General features: G+C 75.1%; 21 protein-coding genes and 1 tRNA gene. 9 read left to right on the top strand and 13 right to left on the bottom strand.

The window, feature by feature from the left end; translation table 11 throughout:
* Positions 1 to 144: 144 nt before the first annotated feature.
* Together KUM42_RS10735 and KUM42_RS10730 are read left to right on the top strand one after the other, a co-directional pair.
* Positions 145 to 345 (top strand): hypothetical protein, encoded by a 201-nt coding sequence (locus tag KUM42_RS10735; protein ID WP_237492115.1) that lies wholly within the window; start codon positions 145 to 147, stop codon positions 343 to 345.
* Between the two features lie 192 nt (positions 346 to 537).
* On the top strand, positions 538 to 1,083 hold the full coding sequence (locus KUM42_RS10730; protein ID WP_237492113.1) for a hypothetical protein: 546 nt from the start codon (positions 538 to 540) through the stop codon (positions 1,081 to 1,083).
* Between the two features lie 32 nt (positions 1,084 to 1,115).
* Here KUM42_RS10730 and KUM42_RS10725 read toward each other — a convergent pair whose 3' ends face one another.
* Positions 1,116 to 2,030 carry a LysR family transcriptional regulator gene (locus KUM42_RS10725; RefSeq protein ID WP_237492112.1) on the bottom strand — a complete coding sequence of 305 codons (915 nt, stop codon included), beginning with the start codon at positions 2,028 to 2,030 and terminating at the stop codon, positions 1,116 to 1,118.
* 429 nt (positions 2,031 to 2,459) lie between these two features.
* Here KUM42_RS10725 and KUM42_RS10720 point away from each other — a divergent pair, with 429 nt between their 5' ends.
* Positions 2,460 to 2,843 carry a nuclear transport factor 2 family protein gene (locus KUM42_RS10720; protein ID WP_237492110.1) on the top strand — a complete coding sequence of 128 codons (384 nt, stop codon included), beginning with the start codon at positions 2,460 to 2,462 and terminating at the stop codon, positions 2,841 to 2,843.
* A gap of 86 nt (positions 2,844 to 2,929) precedes the next feature.
* Here the strand turns inward: KUM42_RS10720 and KUM42_RS10715 are convergent, their stop codons facing one another.
* The 4 genes from KUM42_RS10715 to KUM42_RS10700 form a co-directional block, all read right to left on the bottom strand.
* Entirely contained in the window at positions 2,930 to 3,376 is a 447-nt protein-coding gene (locus KUM42_RS10715; RefSeq protein ID WP_370629310.1) for an ATP-binding protein, read from the bottom strand.
* A gap of 216 nt (positions 3,377 to 3,592) precedes the next feature.
* On the bottom strand, positions 3,593 to 4,324 hold the full coding sequence (locus KUM42_RS10710) for an ANTAR domain-containing response regulator (protein WP_237492104.1): 732 nt from the start codon (positions 4,322 to 4,324) through the stop codon (positions 3,593 to 3,595).
* A 200-nt stretch (positions 4,325 to 4,524) separates the two neighbouring features.
* Positions 4,525 to 5,850: a PP2C family protein-serine/threonine phosphatase gene (locus KUM42_RS10705; RefSeq protein ID WP_237492102.1), complete on the bottom strand. Its 1,326-nt coding sequence runs from the start codon at positions 5,848 to 5,850 to the stop codon at positions 4,525 to 4,527.
* Between the two features lie 184 nt (positions 5,851 to 6,034).
* The gene (locus KUM42_RS10700; RefSeq protein WP_237492100.1) at positions 6,035 to 6,247 is read right to left on the bottom strand and encodes a hypothetical protein; all 213 of its coding nucleotides are present in this window, start codon (positions 6,245 to 6,247) and stop codon (positions 6,035 to 6,037) included.
* Between the two features lie 132 nt (positions 6,248 to 6,379).
* On the opposite strand from KUM42_RS10700, the gene KUM42_RS10695 reads away from it, so the two are divergent.
* Complete coding sequence (locus tag KUM42_RS10695) at positions 6,380 to 7,018, top strand: MBL fold metallo-hydrolase (RefSeq protein WP_237492098.1); 639 nt, start codon at positions 6,380 to 6,382, stop codon at positions 7,016 to 7,018.
* Positions 7,019 to 7,028: 10 nt separating this feature from the next.
* On the opposite strand, the gene KUM42_RS10690 is transcribed toward KUM42_RS10695, so the two are convergent.
* On the bottom strand, positions 7,029 to 8,771 hold the full coding sequence (locus KUM42_RS10690; RefSeq protein WP_237492095.1) for an EAL domain-containing protein: 1,743 nt from the start codon (positions 8,769 to 8,771) through the stop codon (positions 7,029 to 7,031).
* A 139-nt stretch (positions 8,772 to 8,910) separates the two neighbouring features.
* Between KUM42_RS10690 and KUM42_RS10685 the strand changes: the two genes are divergently transcribed.
* The gene (locus tag KUM42_RS10685) at positions 8,911 to 10,038 is read left to right on the top strand and encodes a GAF domain-containing protein (protein ID WP_237492093.1); all 1,128 of its coding nucleotides are present in this window, start codon (positions 8,911 to 8,913) and stop codon (positions 10,036 to 10,038) included.
* Between the two features lie 13 nt (positions 10,039 to 10,051).
* On the opposite strand, the gene KUM42_RS10680 is transcribed toward KUM42_RS10685, so the two are convergent.
* Positions 10,052 to 10,375: an EthD family reductase gene (locus KUM42_RS10680; protein ID WP_237492090.1), complete on the bottom strand. Its 324-nt coding sequence runs from the start codon at positions 10,373 to 10,375 to the stop codon at positions 10,052 to 10,054.
* Positions 10,376 to 10,401: 26 nt separating this feature from the next.
* On the bottom strand, positions 10,402 to 11,142 hold the full coding sequence (locus tag KUM42_RS10675; RefSeq protein ID WP_237492088.1) for a GntR family transcriptional regulator: 741 nt from the start codon (positions 11,140 to 11,142) through the stop codon (positions 10,402 to 10,404).
* 91 nt (positions 11,143 to 11,233) lie between these two features.
* Between KUM42_RS10675 and KUM42_RS10670 the strand changes: the two genes are divergently transcribed.
* Entirely contained in the window at positions 11,234 to 12,262 is a 1,029-nt protein-coding gene (locus KUM42_RS10670) for an ATP-dependent 6-phosphofructokinase (protein WP_237492087.1), read from the top strand.
* An 87-nt stretch (positions 12,263 to 12,349) separates the two neighbouring features.
* Here the strand turns inward: KUM42_RS10670 and KUM42_RS10665 are convergent, their stop codons facing one another.
* Positions 12,350 to 13,909: a CYTH and CHAD domain-containing protein gene (locus tag KUM42_RS10665; protein WP_237492085.1), complete on the bottom strand. Its 1,560-nt coding sequence runs from the start codon at positions 13,907 to 13,909 to the stop codon at positions 12,350 to 12,352.
* A 126-nt stretch (positions 13,910 to 14,035) separates the two neighbouring features.
* Between KUM42_RS10665 and KUM42_RS10660 the strand changes: the two genes are divergently transcribed.
* On the top strand, positions 14,036 to 15,007 hold the full coding sequence (locus KUM42_RS10660) for an endonuclease/exonuclease/phosphatase family protein (protein ID WP_237492083.1): 972 nt from the start codon (positions 14,036 to 14,038) through the stop codon (positions 15,005 to 15,007).
* 158 nt (positions 15,008 to 15,165) lie between these two features.
* Here the strand turns inward: KUM42_RS10660 and KUM42_RS10655 are convergent, their stop codons facing one another.
* The 3 genes from KUM42_RS10655 to KUM42_RS10645 are packed head-to-tail and all read right to left on the bottom strand — an operon-like array spanning position 15,166 to position 17,057.
* Complete coding sequence (locus KUM42_RS10655) at positions 15,166 to 15,381, bottom strand: RNA-binding S4 domain-containing protein (protein ID WP_237492081.1); 216 nt, start codon at positions 15,379 to 15,381, stop codon at positions 15,166 to 15,168.
* A gap of 18 nt (positions 15,382 to 15,399) precedes the next feature.
* A complete protein-coding gene (locus KUM42_RS10650; protein WP_237492079.1) occupies positions 15,400 to 16,125 on the bottom strand; it encodes an MOSC domain-containing protein in 726 nt (241 codons plus the stop codon).
* The gene (locus KUM42_RS10645) at positions 16,122 to 17,057 is read right to left on the bottom strand and encodes an aldose epimerase (RefSeq protein WP_237492077.1); all 936 of its coding nucleotides are present in this window, start codon (positions 17,055 to 17,057) and stop codon (positions 16,122 to 16,124) included. The genes KUM42_RS10650 and KUM42_RS10645 overlap by 4 nt, the downstream gene beginning before the upstream one ends.
* Positions 17,058 to 17,211: 154 nt before the next feature.
* Here KUM42_RS10645 and KUM42_RS10640 point away from each other — a divergent pair, with 154 nt between their 5' ends.
* Positions 17,212 to 17,688 carry a DUF1707 domain-containing protein gene (locus KUM42_RS10640; RefSeq protein WP_237492075.1) on the top strand — a complete coding sequence of 159 codons (477 nt, stop codon included), beginning with the start codon at positions 17,212 to 17,214 and terminating at the stop codon, positions 17,686 to 17,688.
* A gap of 79 nt (positions 17,689 to 17,767) precedes the next feature.
* Here the strand turns inward: KUM42_RS10640 and KUM42_RS10635 are convergent.
* Positions 17,768 to 17,850, bottom strand: a tRNA-Leu gene (locus KUM42_RS10635).
* A gap of 236 nt (positions 17,851 to 18,086) precedes the next feature.
* On the opposite strand from KUM42_RS10635, the gene KUM42_RS10630 reads away from it, so the two are divergent.
* On the top strand, positions 18,087 to 18,869 hold the full coding sequence (locus KUM42_RS10630; protein ID WP_237492074.1) for a DUF3662 and FHA domain-containing protein: 783 nt from the start codon (positions 18,087 to 18,089) through the stop codon (positions 18,867 to 18,869).
* Positions 18,870 to 18,897 lie beyond the last annotated feature (28 nt).

Raw genomic sequence — 18,897 nt, 5'->3', positions numbered from 1 at the left:
CCCGCGCCCGGCGGACCTCGGCCGACCGAGGGGCCGTTCCCCGGGGTGCAGTGCGCCCGGTCCCGTCGACCGCATCGGACACCCCGACGAGAGCCGCCTCGCCCTAGCGTCGTGACCATGCCCCGTGACCGAGGAACTCGCACCGTGCACCCGACCTCCTGGAAGGTGCTCGCGGGCGGGCTCCTGCTCATCGCCCTGTACGCGGTCCTCTCAGCGCTCACGACCATCGGCGACCCGGGCGACATCGGCGGCGGCCTCATCCTGCTGCTCGGCTACCTGGTGACGGGCGCGGGCGTCCTGCTCGTGGGCCACGACCTCTGGGAGAACCGGTCCCAACGCCGGTAGGCGCGATCGCCCCACCCCTCGGCAGGACCCGCACCAGCCTCCGCCGGCAGGGCGACGTATCGGCGCCGCCTATGCCAGCCATCGGATCCCGGTCTTGGACGGCGGCGGCGTGCGGTGGCGAGACTCGAGGTGCGCGCTCGACCGGCACCTCCGGGGTCGAGCCCGCTCCCCCGAGAGCACCGAGGAGCCACCGTGACCAGCACCGCAGTCCGCGAGGAACTGACCCTGTCCAGCTCCGTCGTGACCCACGACGTGGACGTCCCGTTCGACCGGGTCGACATCGCCACCTGGCTCAGGACCCTGCCGGACGAGGAGTACCAGCGCTGCGCCCCGGGTGACCACAAGGCGGCCGGCTACACCGTGGCCGACGACGGCACCCCGATGTCGATCAACGTCGAGATGATCGGCACCGGCCTGGTGGTCCAGCACTACCGGATGGAGACCGCCGAGGCGCACCACTGCCACCTGGTGTCCACCTCGGACGTGCTGACCCCGAACGGCTGGACGACCGTCCAGGTGGTCTGGGACCTGCGGATGACGCCGTTGGACGAGGAGCACTGCCGCTACACCAACACGGTCACCTCGCACCCGACCGAGCAGTTCCTGCAGTTCCTCGGGGAGAACGGCATCTCCTTCGAGCAGGCCGCCCGTGACCGGCAGGCCGCGTCGGGTGCCCACAACGCGCGGGAGACCCCGCTGTTCGCCGAGAGCATCGCCCGCGCAGCCCGGGCCCGGTGACTCCTGCCGTGGCCCCCCGTCGCGGGGCGGGTCTAGCGGACGGCGTCGCGCGGGTGGCGCGCGTCCGGGCCCCCGGCCGCGGTCCAGAGCTGGAGGAACGCCAGCAGCGGCCGGGCCTGTGCCGGGTCGGACCGCCAGACGAGCACCTTCCGGAACCGCAGCGGCGGGTCCAGCGGCAGGACCTGGACCCCCGACCCGGGGTCGACGGCGGGGTCGTAGGCCGCCGCCAGGGCGACACCGACACCCGCCCGGGCCAGGGCGATCTGCAGGGCCACGTCGTTGGTCGCGTGCGAGACCTGCAGCTGCGCGCCGTCGGCCCGGAAGTGCTCCTCGATGCGGTGACGCAGGGCGCTGTCGGACGCGTAGGTGATCACCGGGTGGGTGAGCACCTCCTCGCAGCTCAGCGCCGCGCCCGGCACCGGGTGCTCGCGGGCCAGCACCGCGACGATCTCGTCCTGGAGCAGGGTCGCGTGCGCCAGCGACGCCGGCAGCGGCGTGTCGGGCAGCGCCACCAGCGCGGCGTCCAGGTCGCCGTCGTCGACCGCCTGGATCAACGAGTCGCTGCCGCCGCTGCCCAGCCGCACCGAGACCCCGGGGTGGCGGGCGTGGTACTCGGCCAGCACCCGCGGCAGGCGGGTCTCCTGGACCCCGCCCACCGTGCCGATCGCGAGCTCGCCGGTCAGCAGCTCGGCCCGCTGCGCGAACTCCCGCTTGGCCGCGGCCACTGACTCCAGGCACGCCCGGGCGTGCGGCAGCAGCGCCCGGCCGCCCGGCGTGAGGGTCGCCCCGCGCGGGGTCCGGACGAACAGCGGCTCACCGAGCTCCCGCTCGAGGGCAGCCACCTGGTAGCTGATGGACGGCTGCGCGACCAGGCAGCTCTCGGCCGCGCCCGTGAAGGAGCCCGTGGTCACGACCGCCACGAAGTACTCCAGCGCCCTCAGCTCCACGGGCACCCCCGGCAGGTCGGGTCGGCCGGAGACGGTCCCGGACCGCGCCGGCCGTCTCCGCGCACCTCAGGCCTCAGCCCGGAGCCCGGCGAGGGCGCGGGGTGCGGCAGACCGCTCCGCAGCGCCCTGGCGCCGGTCCGTCGCGGGCGTCATGCCGTGAGCGTACGAGCCGACGGGCGGTCCGGACCAACGACCGGACGACGCCGCCGGGCCGAGGCGACGCCGCCGGGCCGAGGCGACGCCGCCGGGCCGAGGCGACGCCGCCGGGCCGAGGCGACGCCGCCGGGCCGAGGCGACGCCGCCGGGCCGAGGCGACGCCGCCGGGCCGAGGCGACGCCGCCGGGCCGAGGCGACGCCACCCGGTGCACCACCACCCCGGCCGACGATCCCGCCGTGCCGGGTCTGACCCGACGAACACGAGGAGTGGACATGAGCGACACACGACGAGAGCTGGCGGTCCGGTTCGCCACCGCACTGGGCACCCGCGACGAGCAGGCCCTCGGGGAGCTGTGCACCCCGGACGTCAGCTGGACGATCCCGGGGACGAGCGAGGTGTCCGGTCGCCACGAGGGGGTGGCCGGACTGGTCGCCGTCGAGGCAGCGCTGGCACCCCATCAGATCCGGCCCCGACTGGAGGCGCTGCTCCACGGGCCGGACAGCATCGTGGTCCTGGCGCACGACACCGGGGACCACCGGGGACGACAGCTCGACATCCGGGTCGCACTGCACGTGCAGGTGCGCGCCGGCCGGATCGCCGCCCTGGTCAGTCACATGAGCGACGTCGAGGCCTTCGACAGCTACCTCGCGCCGTAGCGGCTCCTGACCGGTGGACCGTGGCGCTGACCGAGCGGTCGGACCGCTCGTCGCCCGGCTCGGCTCAGGCGGCCAGGGCGCAGCGGTCAGGCGACGGACAGCGGCATGACCGCCCAGACGACCTTCTGCTCGCCCGAGGCGAACCACCCGCAGTCCACGGCGAACTCGGCGATCATGCCCAGGCCCATGCCACCGTCACTGGGGTCGCGGGTCGACGTCGGGCGCGGCGGGTCCTCCGCTGCCCGGTCGGCGACCCGCAGGAGCACGCCGTCCTCACTGGAACACGCATCGACCACGATCGGTGCCCGCCCGTGCCGCAGCGCGTTGGACATCAGCTCGTCCAGGGCGAGCACGGACTCCTCGACGCGGTTCTCCCGCATCTCGGCCGAGCCGTCGTCCGCCGCGGTGATCCACGCCCGGAACTCCCGACGCACCCGGGAGAGGTCCCGCAGGTGCTCAGGGGACCAGGCAGTGCAGTCCGAACCGCGGGGCGGCTGTGCTTCGACCCACGCTCGGACCTGCTCTCCGGACATGCAGCGGCCTCCCGATCCGAGTGCGCACCATCTGGCGCTCCATGCCGATCTGCCCGGCTGCTGACCGGGCGACACGTGCGGAGCGACACGACTTGGCCCGGAGGCGTGACCGGGACGCTGCGGCTGCCTGCGGCGCTGCAGGTCCCCGGCCCGTGCAGTGCACGACGCGGACGACCGTCAGGAGGCGCCGGGCACGAGCCCGTCACCCGCCGGACGTCACGACCGGGTGGGCACGAGGAGCTCGCCGGTCGTCACCAGGTGCTCGGCGACCACTCGGAGCTTGCGATTGCCGGCCATCGACGCCTGGGCGAGGACCGTGAACGCCTCCTCGGCCGTCACCTTGTAGCGCTCGATCAGGATGCCCTTGGCCTGGTCGATGACCGCCCGGGACTCCAGGGCGGTCTGCAGGTGGTCGGCGCGCTCGCGTGCGCTCTCGTAGGCGTGCATGTTCGCGACGGCCACGCCTGCGAAGCGGGCGAACCGGTGCCCGATGCGGCGACCGTCCTCGTCGAAGGCCGCGGACTCTCGGGCGTAGATGTTGAGGCCCGCGCCCAGGTTCTCGGAGGTGCCCAGGGGCAGTGACAGGGAGCTGAGACTGCCCCGCTCGACCGCGGTCACCATGTAGTCGGACCAGCGCGCCTCTGTGCGGGCGTCCAGGACCTCCACCGTCTGGCCACTGCTGGCGGCGTGCAGGCACGGACCGTACCCACGGCCGTACTGGCTCTCGTCCAGGTCCAGGGCCAGCTGCCCGGTGTGCACCACCGTCGTCGCCCGGTCCGCCACGAGCAGGGTGATCGATGCCTCGACGCTGCCGGGCACCACCTGCTTGGTCAGGTCGGCGACGGCCTGCAGCACCGACTGGAGCGAGGACTCGGCGAACGCGACACTGCCGAGTCGCTCGAACGCTGCTGCCTCGTCGACGGCAGGGGTGCGGTCGGCTGGGCTCATGGGACGTGCTCCGGTCGGGTCGCCGGGGGCACGATGCGTCCTCGGTGCGGAGATCCCCGACATCCACCGGGGACTCACACGTACGTGCGCCGCTGTATGACGCACCGTCAGCAACGAGAACTCGCCCCGAGACCTTCTCGGCGGAGGCTACCCCCCCTCCAGAGGAGGGGGCTGGACGCTGAACGCGGTCGCGGGAGGCCTCAGCCCTCGATGTCGCCGACGGGCAGGCCACCGAGGAAGCCGCGGGCCAGCTCGTCGTCCCGGGGCGGCCCGCGCCACTCCACAAGCAGCAGCGAGGCGTCGTCGCTGGTCTGCCCACCACGGGCCTCCATGAGGGCGTGGGAGAGCAACCGGACGGTCTCGGCCACGCTGACGTCGTCGGTGTTGGCCTGCTCCACGAACTCCCGCAGCCGTTCCTCGCCGAACTGCGCGCCGTCGGCGAGCCGCTCCTCCACGACGCCGTCGGTGAAGAACAGCACCCGGTCTCCCGGCTCCAGCTGGACGGTGGACACCTGCGGGGCGACCCCACCGAGGCCCACCGGCCGGGTGATGGGACCGACGAGCTCCTCGACGGACCCGCCGCTGCGGACGACCAGGGCCGCGGGGTGCCCGGCGTTGACCCAGCTGAGCACGCCGGTCTCGGTGTCCAGCCGGCCCACCTGCGCGGTGGCGAAGCGACCCGGGTAGGTCGCGGACAGCACGTCGTCCATCTGCACGTAGAGGTCGGGCAGCGACGCATCGGACCGTCGTCCGTGCCGGTAGGTGGCCACCACGACGGTCGCCATCGTGGCCGCCTCCAGCCCGTGGCCCATGGCGTCGAAGACCGCCAGGTGCAGCACGTGACCGTCCAGGGCGTAGTCGAAGCTGTCCCCGCCCACGTTGTAGGCGGGCTCCAAGATCCCGGCGAGGGCGACGTCCGGGGTGTTCATCACGAGCGGGGGCAGGGTCTGCCACTGCAGGTGCGCCGACAGGCTGATCGGGGCTGCGGTGCGCACCCGGTCGAACGTGGTCGTGTACAGGGACTTGGTGACGATCAGGTCCGCCGTCAGGCCGGCCAGGCGCTGGGCCAGCCGGCGGTCGTTGTCGTCGACCTCGAGGAGGGTGAAGGCCAGCACGCCGACCCGGTCGGAGCCGTCCAGCATCGGCAGGTACAGCCGCGTCGAGCCCTCGGGCAGCTCCTGCTCGATGCGGGCGTCCTGCCTGAAGGCACGGCCCGCCCAGCTCCCTGCGATGGGGCACGACTCACCGACCAGGCCCTCACCGGTCAGCGGGTTGAGCGTCCGCTGGTCGTAGTCCTGCAGCCAGATGCTCACGTCCCTGCCGCCGACGGAGGCGACCTCCTGGGCCACCAGTGGGCCCACCAGCCGGGCCGGCATCAGGTGTGCCCGGTCCAGCAGGGACCCCAGCACGCGCTCACCGAGGCTCTCCTCGCGCGAGCGCCTGCGCTCGTCGACGAAGCCGACTCCTGCCCGGTCGCCGACCGCCCCTACTGCACCGGCGAGGTCGTCCCGACCGTCGTCCTCCATGCGCTCTCCCGCCACGTCCCGCCATGTGACAGGTGACCGGTCGGCGACCCAGGCGCACCGGCTGGACGCCGGGGTCGTGCAGCGCCGCGGACCCGGAGCAGGTCCCGACGGTGCGACCGTACGCCCACGGCCGGGCCGGCGGTGGAGCTGATCCTGCGGGTGTCCCGCCCTCGCGGGCAGAGTGCTAACGCGCGGCGCAGGCCGGGCAGACGTCGGCGGCGGTCAGCGGCCACTGTTGCTCGGTGTCCACGCGGGCCAGCGCGCCGCACAGGGTCAGCTCGCAGGCGGCGTCCATCTCCGCCGCGGGCCGGTGCACCTCCACGGCGTGCCACAGGGGCACCGCCGGTCCGTGCGCCCGACTGCGCGCCGCCACCAGGGTCAGGGTCGAGGTGCTCACACTCCTGGTGTCGGCACGGAGGGGCCGGTGGTTGAGCGTGCAACCCGAACGTCACACGACCGGATGCCCGTTCGTCACGTGCACCCGTGGGCATGGCACGGTGCAGGTCCACCCACTCACCTGGAGGCCCCGGTGCAGCTCACCAAGCACGGACACGCCTGTGTCGTCCTGTCCGAGGACGACCGCCGGCTGGTCGTCGACCCCGGCGCGTTCACCGCGGACGACGCCTCGGCCGGCGCCTCGGCGCTGCTGGTCACCCACGAGCACGCCGACCACTTCGTGCCGGACAAGGTGCGGGCCGCCCTCGACGCGGACCCGGCTCTGGAGCTGTGGACGAACGCCTCGGTCGCCGAGCAGCTGAGCGGCCTCGGCTCCCGGGTGCACGTGGTGGGCCCCGGCGACACGTTCACCGCCGCCGGCTTCGACGTCTCCGTGCACGGCGAGTGGCACGCGGTGATCCACCCCGACCTCCCCCGGGTGCGCAACGTCGGCTTCCTCGTCGAGGGCCGCGTGTTCCACCCCGGCGACGCGCTCACCGTGCCCGAGGTCGACGTCCCGACGCTGCTGCTGCCGGCGCACGCGCCCTGGTCGAAGACCGCGGAGCTGGTCGACTACCTGCGCGAGGTCCGCGCTCAGCAGGCGTACGCGGTGCACGACGGCCTGCTCAACGACACCGGCCTGGGCGTGGTGGGCGGCCTGCTCGGGGAGCGCGGCCCGGGCCAGCCCACGCCGTACACGCGGATGGCGCCCGGCGACTCGGTCGACGTCTGAGCCGTCCCGGTCAGCCGGTGACGCCCAGCCGGGCCAGCTCGGAGGCGTAGCGCCGGGAGCGCTCCCGCTCGGTGGTCAGCGCGCGCTCGGCCTCCACCCGGGCGGTGACGTCGGCCTGGATGCCGATGTACTGCACGACCCGCCCGTCGGCGTCAGTGACCGGGGTCAGGTGGCACTCGTTCCACCACGTGCTGCCGTCGGCCCGGCGGTTGAGCAGCACCTCGCGCACCTCCTCCCCCGCCGCGATCGCCTCCCGCACCCGGGCGACCGCGGCGGGGTCGGTGTCCGGCACCTGCAGGAAGCGGCAGTTGCGGCCGAGCACCTCTGCGGCCGGGTGCCCGGACAACCGCTCGAACGCCGGGTTGACGTAGACCAGCGGCTGGTCGGGCAGCCGCAGGTCGACGATGGAGATGCCCGTGCTGACGACGGCCAGCGCCCGGTGCAGGAGGCCCTCGCCGGGGACCGCGGACACGGACGGCACCTGCGGTCGGGGGACGGCCACCGTCGACGGTGGTTCCTCGGCCCGCGGCGCGACCCGGGACAGCAGCGCCCGGGCGGCCTGCACCACGGTGTCCCGCTCGTAGGTCAGCGCGAACGCGAACCGCCGCTCGGCCTCCGGGCCGTCGTCACCGAGGTCGCGGGCCAGCAGGGCGGCGCTGAAGTGCGGGCTGAGCACCACGATGTCCCACTCGTCGCGCACCGGGTCGTCGGGCAGCAGGTCGGCGTTCCGCAGCCCGGGCATCGGCTCACCGGCCAGCCCCTCGGCCAGGGCCGCCACGAACCCGACCCGCTCGGCCAGGTCCCGGTACCGCAGCCGGGTCGCGGGGGTGACGTGCCGGGCCTGCTGGAACGCGGTGACCACCACGCAGGTCTCCCCCAGCCGCATCGCCTGCCGTTCCAGCTGCTGGCTCACCTCCACCAGGAGCGACTTGGCCGCCTCGCGCACCGGGGCGCCGACGGGCAGGCAGTCGAACGGCGAGACCCGGTCGCAGGGCGGGTCGAGGAGCTGGGGGTCGGGCAACCGCAGCGTCCCGGCCGGCCGGCCGGCGACCAGCCCGGGGCCGGGGCGGCCGAACAGCCACCCCTGGCCGAGGGTGGCGCCCATGGCCCGGGCGGTGGCCAGGTGCTGCTCGTTCTCGATGCCCTCGGCCAGCACGACCGCCCCGCTGGACTCGGCGTAGGCGTTGACCGCGTGCATGATCTCCGCGATCGCCGGGCCGGGGCGGTCCTGCACCAGCCGCAGGTCGAGCTTGACCACGTCGGGGCGCAGCAGCGGCATGAACGCCAGCGACAGCGAGTCCGAACCCACGTCGTCCAGCGCGACCGCCCAGCCGTGCTCGCGCACCCGCGCCACCGTGCGCAGCAGCTCCGCCGGGCGCGCGGCCAGTGCCCGTTCGGTGATCTCCAGGACCACCTGCAGGGTGCCGGCGAACCGGTCGGCCCGGTCGAACAGCGCCGCCAGCGGCGCCTCGTCGAGCGCATCGGGCTCGACGTTGACGAAGACGGTCAGCGGCGCCAGCAGGCCGGCCTGCACCGCACCCCGCAGCGCGGCGGCCCGGCACGCCTGGTCCAGCTCGGTGAGGCACCCCTCGGACCGGGCGGCGGCGAACAGGTCGTCGGGGGCGTGCAGCGGCCCCTCGGGGCCGCGCGCGAGCGCCTCGTAGGCGACCACCAGCCCGCTGTCGAGCTCGACGATCGGCTGGAAGACGCTGGTCACGGTCCGGTCGTCGAGCACCGCACGCACACCGGACACCGGACGTTCCCCCCACTGGTGCACGTCGTCCCCTCCCGGTGCTCGGCACAGGCACCCCGAGTCTGACAGCATCGGCCTGCTCCCAACCGGTGAGCGCCCCGGCGTCACCGGTGGTGACACGAGTCAGGGGGACCAGCGGATGGACACCGGCTACGACCTGCCCACCTGGGCACCGCTGCCCGCGCGGGCCGACGAGGCGTTCGACCGACTCGCCGCCACCGTCGCCGGCACCCTCGGCGTCGAGCGCTCGCTCGTGGTCCTGGTGTCCAAGGCCGGCCAGGTGATCCCCGGGGCGTACGGGCTGTCCGAGCCGTGGGCCACCCGCCGGTCGATGCCGCTGACCCACTCGCTGAGCCAGCGGGTGACCTCCGCGGGCGCCCCGCTGGTGCTCCGCGACGCCCGCGAGGACCCGGAGCTGGCCGACAGCCCCTCGGTGCGCGAGCTGGGCGTCGTCTCCTACGCCGGCATGCCGCTGTGGGACGCCTCCGGGCGGCCGATCGGGGTGCTGGTCGCCGCGGACTCCACGCCCCGGGACTGGACGGCCGCGGAGCTGGAGACGCTGCGTCGGCTGGCCGCCGAGGGCTCCCGTCAGCTGCAGGTGCAGGCCGTCGAGCTGGCCGAGCGGGAGGCCCTCGCCGCCGCCGTCCGGGACGACGGGACGGCCCGTGCCGCGGCCGAACGGGCCCGCAGGGCGCTGGTCGAGGCCGAGGCCGAGGCCGACCGCACCCGGCTGGTCGCCCGGCTCAGCGGCGCGCTGCTGACGGCCCGGTCGCTGCCGGGGGTGCTGCGCACGCTCGACCGGCTGGTGCGCTCACCGCTGGGCAGCCGGACGGTGCTGATGGGCGTGGCCGAGGCCGGCTGCCCGGAGGTGCGGGTCTGGTCCGCGACCGCCGGGGCCACGCCCTCGGCGGACCCGGTGGCCACGCTGGCGCTGACCGACCCGCACCCGCTCACTGTCGCGATGGCCGAACGCCGCCTGGTGGCCGTGGCCACGGGTGAGGAGGGACGCGCGGAGTTCCCGCGGCTGGACCCGCTGCCGCCCGGCACCGAGACGGTGCTGGCCGCACCGCTCGTGCTGGGCCAGCACAGCGCCGTCGGGGCAGTGGCGCTGGGCTGGACCCAACGGCGGGAGCTGGACGCCTCCGTCCTCGCGGTCGCCGGTGACCTGGCCCGGCACGTCGGGCACGCCCTGGACCGGGAGCTGCTGCGCGAGCAGCGGCTCTGGCTGGCCGGGCACCCCGACGACGCGGCCCACCCCCGCACCTGAGCCGCCGGTCGGCTCAGCTGGGGTCGGTCGCCCCCGCGCCGTGCGGCTGGGCGGCGAACAGGGTCACCGAGTCGGCGCCCCCCGGGAGGTCGTCCCAGGCCGAGGCCCACCGCGGCGACGCGACGGCGGCGTCCAGGGACTCCTGGGAGTCGAAGACGAACTCGGCGAGCAGGTGCCAGGCGGGCTTGCCGACGACCTGACGGGTCACCGAGTGCACCCGGTTCTCCACGAGGCCGGGGGTGTCCTCCACCAGCCCGGCGTGGACGGCGGCGTACTGCTGCTCGAAGGCGGACGGGTCCTCCGGGACCTGGTACAGGGCGAACCAGCTGACGGTCATGGGAGCCCCCTACCCCGGCGGACGGCTCACCGACCGCCGACGGACACCTCGAACTCGACCTGGCTCACGTCGGGCCGCAACCGGGAGAACGAGTGCACGAGCGGGTGGCCGCCGCGGTCTCGCACCGTGGTGCGCACGACCAGCAACGGGGAGCCGGTGGTCACGTCCAGGACGTCGGCCTCGTCGGCGGCCGCCGTCCCGACGTCGACGGCGATCCGGGCGTGCGCCAGGTCGGCGGAGTACTCCCGGCGCAGGAACTCGTACAGCGACCCGTGCCCGAAGTCCTCGGTCGCGGCCTTCGGGTAGGTGCGCGCGGGGAGGAAGCTGCGGACGACGTGGTTGGGCAGCCCGTCGACGCTGCGCAGCCGGACCAGCTCCACGACGTCCTCGGCCGGGCCCATCGACAGCTCGGCGGCGATCGCCGGCGCGGCCGGGACCACCCGCTGGGTCAGCACCGTGGTGCCCACCTGGGCGCCCTGCTCGGTCATCACCGAGTGGAAGCCGGCGATCCGGTGCACGAAGCTCTCGCGGTACTCGTGCCGGATGCCCGGCCGGCTCACGAAGGTGCCGCGGCCCTGTTCACGCACCAGGTGCCCGTCGGCCACCAGCCCGTCGACCGCCCGGCGCAGGGTGATCCGGCTGACGCCGTACTCGGCGCACAGCACGGGCTCGGGGGGCAGCAGGCTGTGCTCGGGCAGCGCGGAGGCCCGCCGGCGCAGTGCCTCGCGCACGGCGAGGTACTTGGGTCCCCCCTCGGAGCTCGACACGGGGAGAAACGGTACGGCACACGTCCGGTCGTCTAGACGTCATGACGTACGGTGTGGCCTGGACCACTGTCCCGCCCGGAGGAGAGAGCTCATGCGCATCGGAGTGCTGACCGGCGGAGGCGACTGCCCCGGCCTCAACGCCGTCCTGCGGGCGGTGGTCCGGACGTCGGTGATCGAGTACGGCAGCGAGGTCATCGGCTTCCGCAACGGCTGGCGTGGGCTGCTCGACGACGAGGCCACCCCGCTCGACATCGGCAAGGTCGACCGGCTGCTCACCCGCGGCGGGACGACGCTGGGCACCATGCGCGCCGCGCCCAAGGCGCTGCACGACGGCCTGGGCCGCACCCGCGAGGTGCTCGAGTCCCACGGCATCGACGTGCTCATCCCGATCGGCGGCGAGGGCACGCTGACCGCCGCGGCCTGGCTCGCCGACGAGGGCGTGCCGGTGGTCGGCGTCCCGAAGACGATCGACAACGACATCGACTGCACCGACCTGACGTTCGGCTTCGACACCGCCGTCAGCATCGCCACCGACATGATCGACCGGCTGCACACCACCGCCGAGTCCCACCAGCGCGTGCTGCTCGTCGAGGTCATGGGCCGGCACGCCGGCTGGATCGCGATGAACGCCGGGATGGCGGCCGGGGCGCACCTGATCCTGATGCCCGAGCAGCCCTTCGACGTCGAGGAGGTGTGCCAGCTGGTCAGCGCCCGCTTCGACCGCGGCGACACCCACGTCATCGCCGTGGTCAGCGAGGGCGCCACCCCCAAGCCCGGCACGATGGAGCTGCGGGACGGCGGCATCGACGAGTTCGGCCACCGGCGCTTCACCGGTGTGGCCCAGCAGCTGGGCGACGAGCTCGAGCGGCGCACCGGCAAGGAGGTGCGCACCACGGTGCTCGGCCACGTGCAGCGCGGTGGCACCCCGACGTCCTTCGACCGGGTGCTGGCCACCCGCTTCGGGCTGCACGCCGCCCACGCCGCGCACCGCGGGGAGTTCGGCAACATGGTCGCCCTGCACGGCACCGAGATCGAGCTGGTGCCGCTCAAGGAGGCCGTCGCCCGGCTCAAGACCGTCCCTCGCGACCGCCTCGAGGAGCTCTCCGCCTTCACCGGCTAGCGACGGCCAGCCACCAGGCACTGGTACCGACACACCCGTTGCGGACACGCAGATGGCGGTGTCGGTACCAGTGCCTGGATCGGGCGGCTACTTCGTGGCGGCCCTCAGCGCGGGGCGCAGCTGCGGCCAGCGGAGCCAGAACTCCCGCTCGGCCTGCTCGGACCGGGCCTGCTCCAGCGCGTGCAGCCGGCCCCAGGTCCAGGCGTTCTCCCCGGCGGTGAAGGCCTGCAGCCCGAACTGCACGCACAGCGGCCGGGTGACGAAGGTGTCCTGCCGGTCGCCGAGCACCTCCTGCACGCCCTTGATCGCCGTCACCAGCTCCGTCACCGGGCGCCCGAGCACCGGCACCGCGGCCTCGGCGGTGTAGCGCAGCCGCTTGGCGGCCTTGCGGACGTCGTGCAGCGCCTCGTCCTCGGTGGCGCCCTCGGCCAGCTCGACCGTGCGCTGCAGCCGGCGGGTGGTGCGGGCGAGGACCTCGCGCAGCACCTCGTCGGCCGGGCGCGTGGCGGCCTCGGTCAGCGGCGGCTCGCCGACCAGGGCGTCCAGGTCGTCGCGCAGCTGGAGGTAGGCGGCACCGGCCAGCACCTTGCGGGCCTGTGCGTCACCGGCGGCCTCGTCCTTGATCGCCGCCTGCTGCAGCCGGGCCGCGACCGGGCCGAGCACCAGCTCGACGGGCTGGGCGGCGACCAGCTCGCGCAGGTGGGCGAGCGCCACCTCGGCGTCCCGGGTCGGGGAGAGCGCCGAGCCGACGACCGCGAGCTCCGCGCGCACCGGGTCGGTCTGCTCGCGGTCGAGCACCGGCCGGAAGGCGGCCAGCGTGCTGCGCAGCCGGCGGCAGGCCACCCGCACCTGGTGCACGCCGTCGGCCTGGCCGGTGCGGACCATGAGGTCGGCGTCCGACAGCGCCTGGACCTGGCTGCGCAGCGCCGCCCGGACGACGTCGCCCGCCGAGGCGGCCGGGGCGCGCTTCTTCCCCTTCTTGCCCTTCCTGCGGGGAGCGGCCTCGGCGGCCGGCTGCGGCGCCAGGGTGGCCAGCCGGTCGGCCAGCACCCGGGAGAGCTTGGACGGGGAGTCCGCGGGCCGGGCGCCGGCGTCCACCAGCGCCTCGGCGACGGCCACGAGCACCTCGTCGTCGCCGTCGACCAGCTCGACCTCGACCTCGCGCCACGTGGTGACGACGGCGGCCTCGCCCGGCCCGGCAGGGTAGGCGGTGCCGGTGACGTGGTCGTCGGCGACCTCGGCCAGCACCCGGCCCTCGGCGTCGGCCAGCTCGGTGACCACCCGGCGGGTGCGCAGCAGCGCGACCTGGGTCGCCGGCTCCTGCCGGACGATGCCCAGCACCGGCTCGAGCACGGCCTTCGGCGGGTTCTTCGCCGCCCGGCCGACCGGGGAGTGCAGCTCGCGGCGCGCACCGGCCACCGGCGGCAGCTTCACGTGCCAGCCGGCGTCCGTGCCGCCGGTGCGCCGGCGCAGCGTCACCCGGGCGCGGGCCAGCCGCAGGTCGGCGGTGTCGTAGTAGGCGGCGTCGAGGTGGTGCTCCACCGGCTCGCGCACCTCGGCCACCCCCGGCACCGCGGACAGGTCGGGCAACGCGAACGTCTCCTCGACGTCGAACTTCTGCTCGATCTCCAGATGGACGTCAGCCATCGCGTTCACTCCTCGTTCAACTCTACTTCACCAGCGCTTTGCCTGCTCCTGCCGCCCGTCTTACAGGACCGAGATGAACACGGGACCGCTGCACGGCCCCCGGTCCGGGCCCGGCACGATGGCGACGTGAGCTCTCCTCCGCGTGTCCCTGCCCGCGCCGCGCTCGCGCTCACCGCCCCGTGGGCCGGGTTCGCCGCCGTCCGCGCGCTCGGTGCCGAGCGGGGCTTCCCGCTGGTGCCGGCGCTGTCGTTCACCCCACACGCCGCCCTGAGCGCGGTCGTGCCGCTGACCGCCGCGCTGCTGAGCCGGTCGCGGAGCGCGACCGCGCTGGCCGCCGGTTCGGCGGTGGTGCTCGGCGCCGCCGTGCTCACGCGGGCCCGGCCGTCCGCCCCGGTCGCCACCGCCGACGGGCCGGCGCTGCGGGTCGTCTCGCTCAACACCCTGCACGGCCGGGCCGACGCCGCGACGGTGGTCTCCCTGGTGGCCGAGCACGACGCGGACGTCGTCGCGCTGATGGAGGTCACGCCGGAGGGGGTGACCGCGCTGCTGGACGCCGGGATCGCCGACCTGCTGCCGCACGGCCACGTGATGCCGGCCGGCCCCGACCAGCCCCCGGGCTCCGGCGGTGCGGTGTGGACCCGGCTGGAGGTGCTCGCGCGCAGCATGGTGCCCGGGCGGTTCGGCCAGCCCTCGGTCCGGCTGACGGTGCCGGGTGCCCTGGACGTCGAGCTGACCGCGGTGCACACCCACCCGCCGCTGCAGGGGCCGGCGCGGGTGGCCGACTGGGAGCAGGACCTGCGCGACCTGCCCACCCCCGGCGACGACGTCCTGCGGGTGCTCACCGGCGACTTCAACGCCACGCCCGACCACGCCTCGTTCCGCCGGCTGCTGCGGATCGGCTGGGTCGACGCCGCCCGCGCGACGGGTGCGGGACTGCGGTCCACGTGGGCACCGATCCGCGGTGGCCGCCCGCGGCTGGTCCTGGACCACGTGCTGGTCGACGGACGGATCACCCCGCAGTGGCTGCAGGTGGTGCACGTGCCCGGGAGCGACCACCGGGCCCTCGTCACCGCGCTGCGCCTGCCCGCCCTGCGCTGAGGAGGAGTGCCCCGGGCGGCGGGTTCCGCAGCACCGCCGCCCGGGCTCCCTCCAGCTTCCCTGCTCGGCGGCGGTCCGCACCCCCGTTGTGTGACATCTGTGTGAACTCGTCCGCGCACCGCCGCGTCGGTCACCCAGCGCGTCCGGTCGCTGACGGGTCAGCTGACCTGCACGTCCTCCTGGCCGGCCACCGACACGACGTCCCCGCGCCGCACCTGCCGGCCGCGGCGCTCCTCGACCTCACCGTTGACCTGCACCTCGCCCGCGGCCAGCACGTCCTTGACCTGGGCGCCGGAGGGCACGGCGTCGACCAGCTTCAGCAGCTGACCCAGCCGGATGGACTCCTCGCCGGAGCGGATCTCGATGGTGCGCACCGCGCCATCCTCCCCGGCTCAGGCCACGACCAGCGCATCGCCCACCGTGACCGTGCCCGGCCGGGCCACCAGCGCGCCCACCGCCAGCGCCCCGCCGCGCTCCCGGTGGATGGTCTTGAGCACCGCGGTGTCCCGGGCGATGCCGCCGGCCTGCGGCCGGGTGGTCATCACGCAGCGCGGCACCCGCCGGACGACGTCGAGCTCGGCACCGCCCACCGTCACGCGTCGGCCCACCAGCTCGTCCTCCCCCGCCCCGGCCAGGACGACGTTGGCCCGGAAGCGGCGGCGGTCCCAGCCGCCCAGCGTGCCGGTGGACACGCACGTCACGCGGGCGTCGGCGTTGTCGTGGAACGCGCCGTCGGCGCCGGAGAAGGGGTTCCAGCGGCCGGCCTCGTCGTCGATGTCGGCCGGGTTCTCGTAGCGGCGGTCGCCGCCCACCTCCGCGGCCCGCCGCAGGGTCACCCGGCGCCCGGCCCAGTCCGACAGGACGTCGTCGGAGGTGGTGGCCGTGCCGTCGGGCAGCACCACCTCCGCGGTGCCGTCGGCGCGCAGCCGGCCGGCCGCGAACAGCAGCTCGGGCACCCGGCGGGCGGTGAGCCCGAAGCCGGTCACGGCGTCGAACAGGGCCCAGCCGCGGTCACCCGCCACGCCCTCGGCGCCCAGCTCGGCCTGCTCCAGCCGCTCGCCGAGCAGCGACTTCACCGGGTAGCGCCAGACCTCCAGCACCGCCAGTGGACCGGTCACGCCGGCGTCCACTCGCAGGTCCAGCTGCCCGACCAGGTCTCCGCCGGCGCCACGACCAGCACGTCGACGCCGTCGGCGAAGGCGTTCGGCGGGCAGGTCATCGGCTCGACGGCCACGCTGCGCCGCCGCTGGTCGGCCGGGAGGGTGTCGCCGGTGTAGACCTGCAGCCACCGCCAGGCCCCGTCGACGGCGACGGTCAGCGCACCGGCCGGGCCGCTCAGCCGGGTGCGCGCCCAGCCGTCGTCGTCGCGCACCAGGTCGGTGACGGCGGTGTCGATCGCCTGCTCACCGATCGTGCCGATCGCGCCGTCGAAGGGCCGGCTGCCACCGGTGGGCAGCCCGCCCTCGAGCACCAGCGCGGTGCGGGCCGGCACGGACAGCTCGGCGGCGGCCACGCCACCCGGGGCGTCCGCGCCCACGGAGAAGTAGGGGTGCATCCCGGCCCCGAACGGGGCGTCGTCCTCACCGGCGTTGCGCACCCGCACCGTGACGGTCAGCCGCCCGGGTGCCAGCTCGTAGTCGACCGCCGCCGCGAGCCGGAACGGCCAGCCGGTGCGCTGCTCGATCGTCGTCCCGACCGTGACGGCGCCGTCCCGCTGGGCCAGCACCTCCCACCGCTGGGCGGTGACCAGGCCGTGGACGGCGTTGGGCGAGGCCTCGCTGACCACGTCCAGCTGCAGGTCCCGACCCCGCCACGACCAGCGGCCGCCGCGCAGCCGGTTGGGCCAGGGCAGCAGCACACCGCCGCGCCGTCCGGCGGGCACGGTGCCGGCGGGGTAGCCGTCGACGACCGACCACCCGCCCACGACGAGCTCCCGCAGGCCACCGCCGCGCAGGTCGACGACCAGCCGGGCGTCGCCGGCGGTCACCTCGGCCTCGCGCGGCTCGGTGGCGGGCCAGAGCTGCTCGGGCGACGACGGGGGCAGCGACATGGGGTCCTCCACGGGAGACGGCCGGAGCGCACAGCTCACCACAGGACGCCGCGCTGCGTTCCACGTGGAACGTGCCCCCAGGTGGTGACAGACGTCAGTGGCCGCGGACCGGTGCCCGGCGCCACACTGGGGACGCCGACCCGAGGAGCCCTCGATGCCCGAGCCCCACCTGCGCGCCGCCGATGCCGACCGGGCGGGGGTCGCCGACCGCCTCGGCGCCGCGATGTCCGCCGGCCGGCTGACCGTCGCCGAGTACGACGAGCGGCTGACCCGCGTCTACGCCGCACGCACCTACGGCGAGCTGGCGGAGCTGACCACCGACCTGCCGCAGACGCCGCAGACGCCGGCGCCGTCACCGGTGCAGCTGACGAAGCCGGCGGCGGAGCCGGCCGACTCGTCGTGCGCCGCCTGGGGGCACCCGGGCGCCTCGCTGCGCGCCGCATGGGGGAGCTGGCTGGCCACCGCGGTGCTGGTGGTCGGCATCTGGCTGGCCACGTCGCTCGGCGCGGGCGAGCTGCTGTACCCCTGGCCGGTCTGGGTCATCGGGCCGTGGGGCGCGGTGCTGCTCGCCCAGAGCGTCGGCGGCCGCGACGGGCGGACGCGGGACCGCTCGCGGCGACTGCCCGGCTGACCCGGCCCGGACAGCAGGAGAGCGCCGGGGCCTGTCGGCCTCCGGCGCTCTGTGCCCGCTCCCGGAGGAGGGGTCTGGGTGGGCAAGGGGGGACTTGAACCCCCACGTCCTCTCGGACACACGGACCTGAACCGTGCGCGTCTGCCATTCCGCCACTTGCCCTGGCGAGGGAGAACTCTAGCAGCCGTTCACCGGGCCCCTGCCGACCACCCTCCGAACGGGTCCTCCGGCGCGGCCCGGGGCGTCCGGGGCGCCGTCCTGGTACAACGGTCCCGCGAGCTCGCCGCGGACGTCCCGTCCACCGGACTCGCGCCTCGGCGAACGGTCCGGCGACCCTCCCCCGGTTACGATCGGCGCTCAGGTGCAGGGGGAGGTCAGCCGAACGCGAGGGAGCGACTGTGGGTGTGCTGCAGCGCTTCGAGCGACGGCTGGAGGGCATGGTCGGGCTGGCGTTCGCCCGCGTGTTCAAGGGCAAGGTCCACCCGGCCGAGATCGCCCACGCCCTGCAGCGCGAGGCCGACGAGCAGCGCTCCGTCCTCGGCGGTGGCCGCGTGCTGGCCCCCAACGTCTACGTCGTGACCCTGGGCCCCGCCGACCACGACAACCTCGCCGAGTGGTCCGACCAGCTGGCCGCCGAGCTCGCCGACATGGTGCGGGAGCACATCGAGGGCGAGGGCTGGCAGACCTTCGGTGACGTCGAGGTCCGCCTGGAGCGCGACGACGGCCTCCGCACCGGCGTCTTCGAGGTCGCCTCGCACGTCGGCGACGACGGCCACCGGGCCGCACCGGCCGCTCCCCCGCAGGCCCCGCCGCCCGGGCTCCCCCCGCTCCCGCCGCTGCGGAGCGGTGCCCCCGCCGCGCCGCCACCGGTGGTCGGCCACCCCGCCGCGGCGGTCAGCCACCTGCTCGTCGTCGACGGCCCGGGCACCAAGCACGTGCTCGAGCAGGGCAGCAACGTGCTGGGGCGCGGCACTGAGGCCGACATCCGGCTCCCCGACACCGGGGTGAGCCGCAAGCACGCCGACGTCCAGCTCGACGGCGACACCGTCGCCGTCCAGGACCTGGGGTCCACCAACGGCACGCTGGTCAACGGCCGCCGGGTCGGCTTCCAGGAGCTCTTCGACGGCGACGTCATCCGGATCGGCCACTCCGTGCTGGTCTACCGGCAGGACGGCGCATGAGCGGCCCGGCTGCGGGCCGTACGGACGG

This window comes from Modestobacter sp. L9-4 (assembly GCF_019112525.1).
In the GTDB taxonomy this organism is placed as follows: domain Bacteria; phylum Actinomycetota; class Actinomycetes; order Mycobacteriales; family Geodermatophilaceae; genus Modestobacter.
This window is presented reverse-complemented; position numbering and strand designations above follow the sequence as displayed.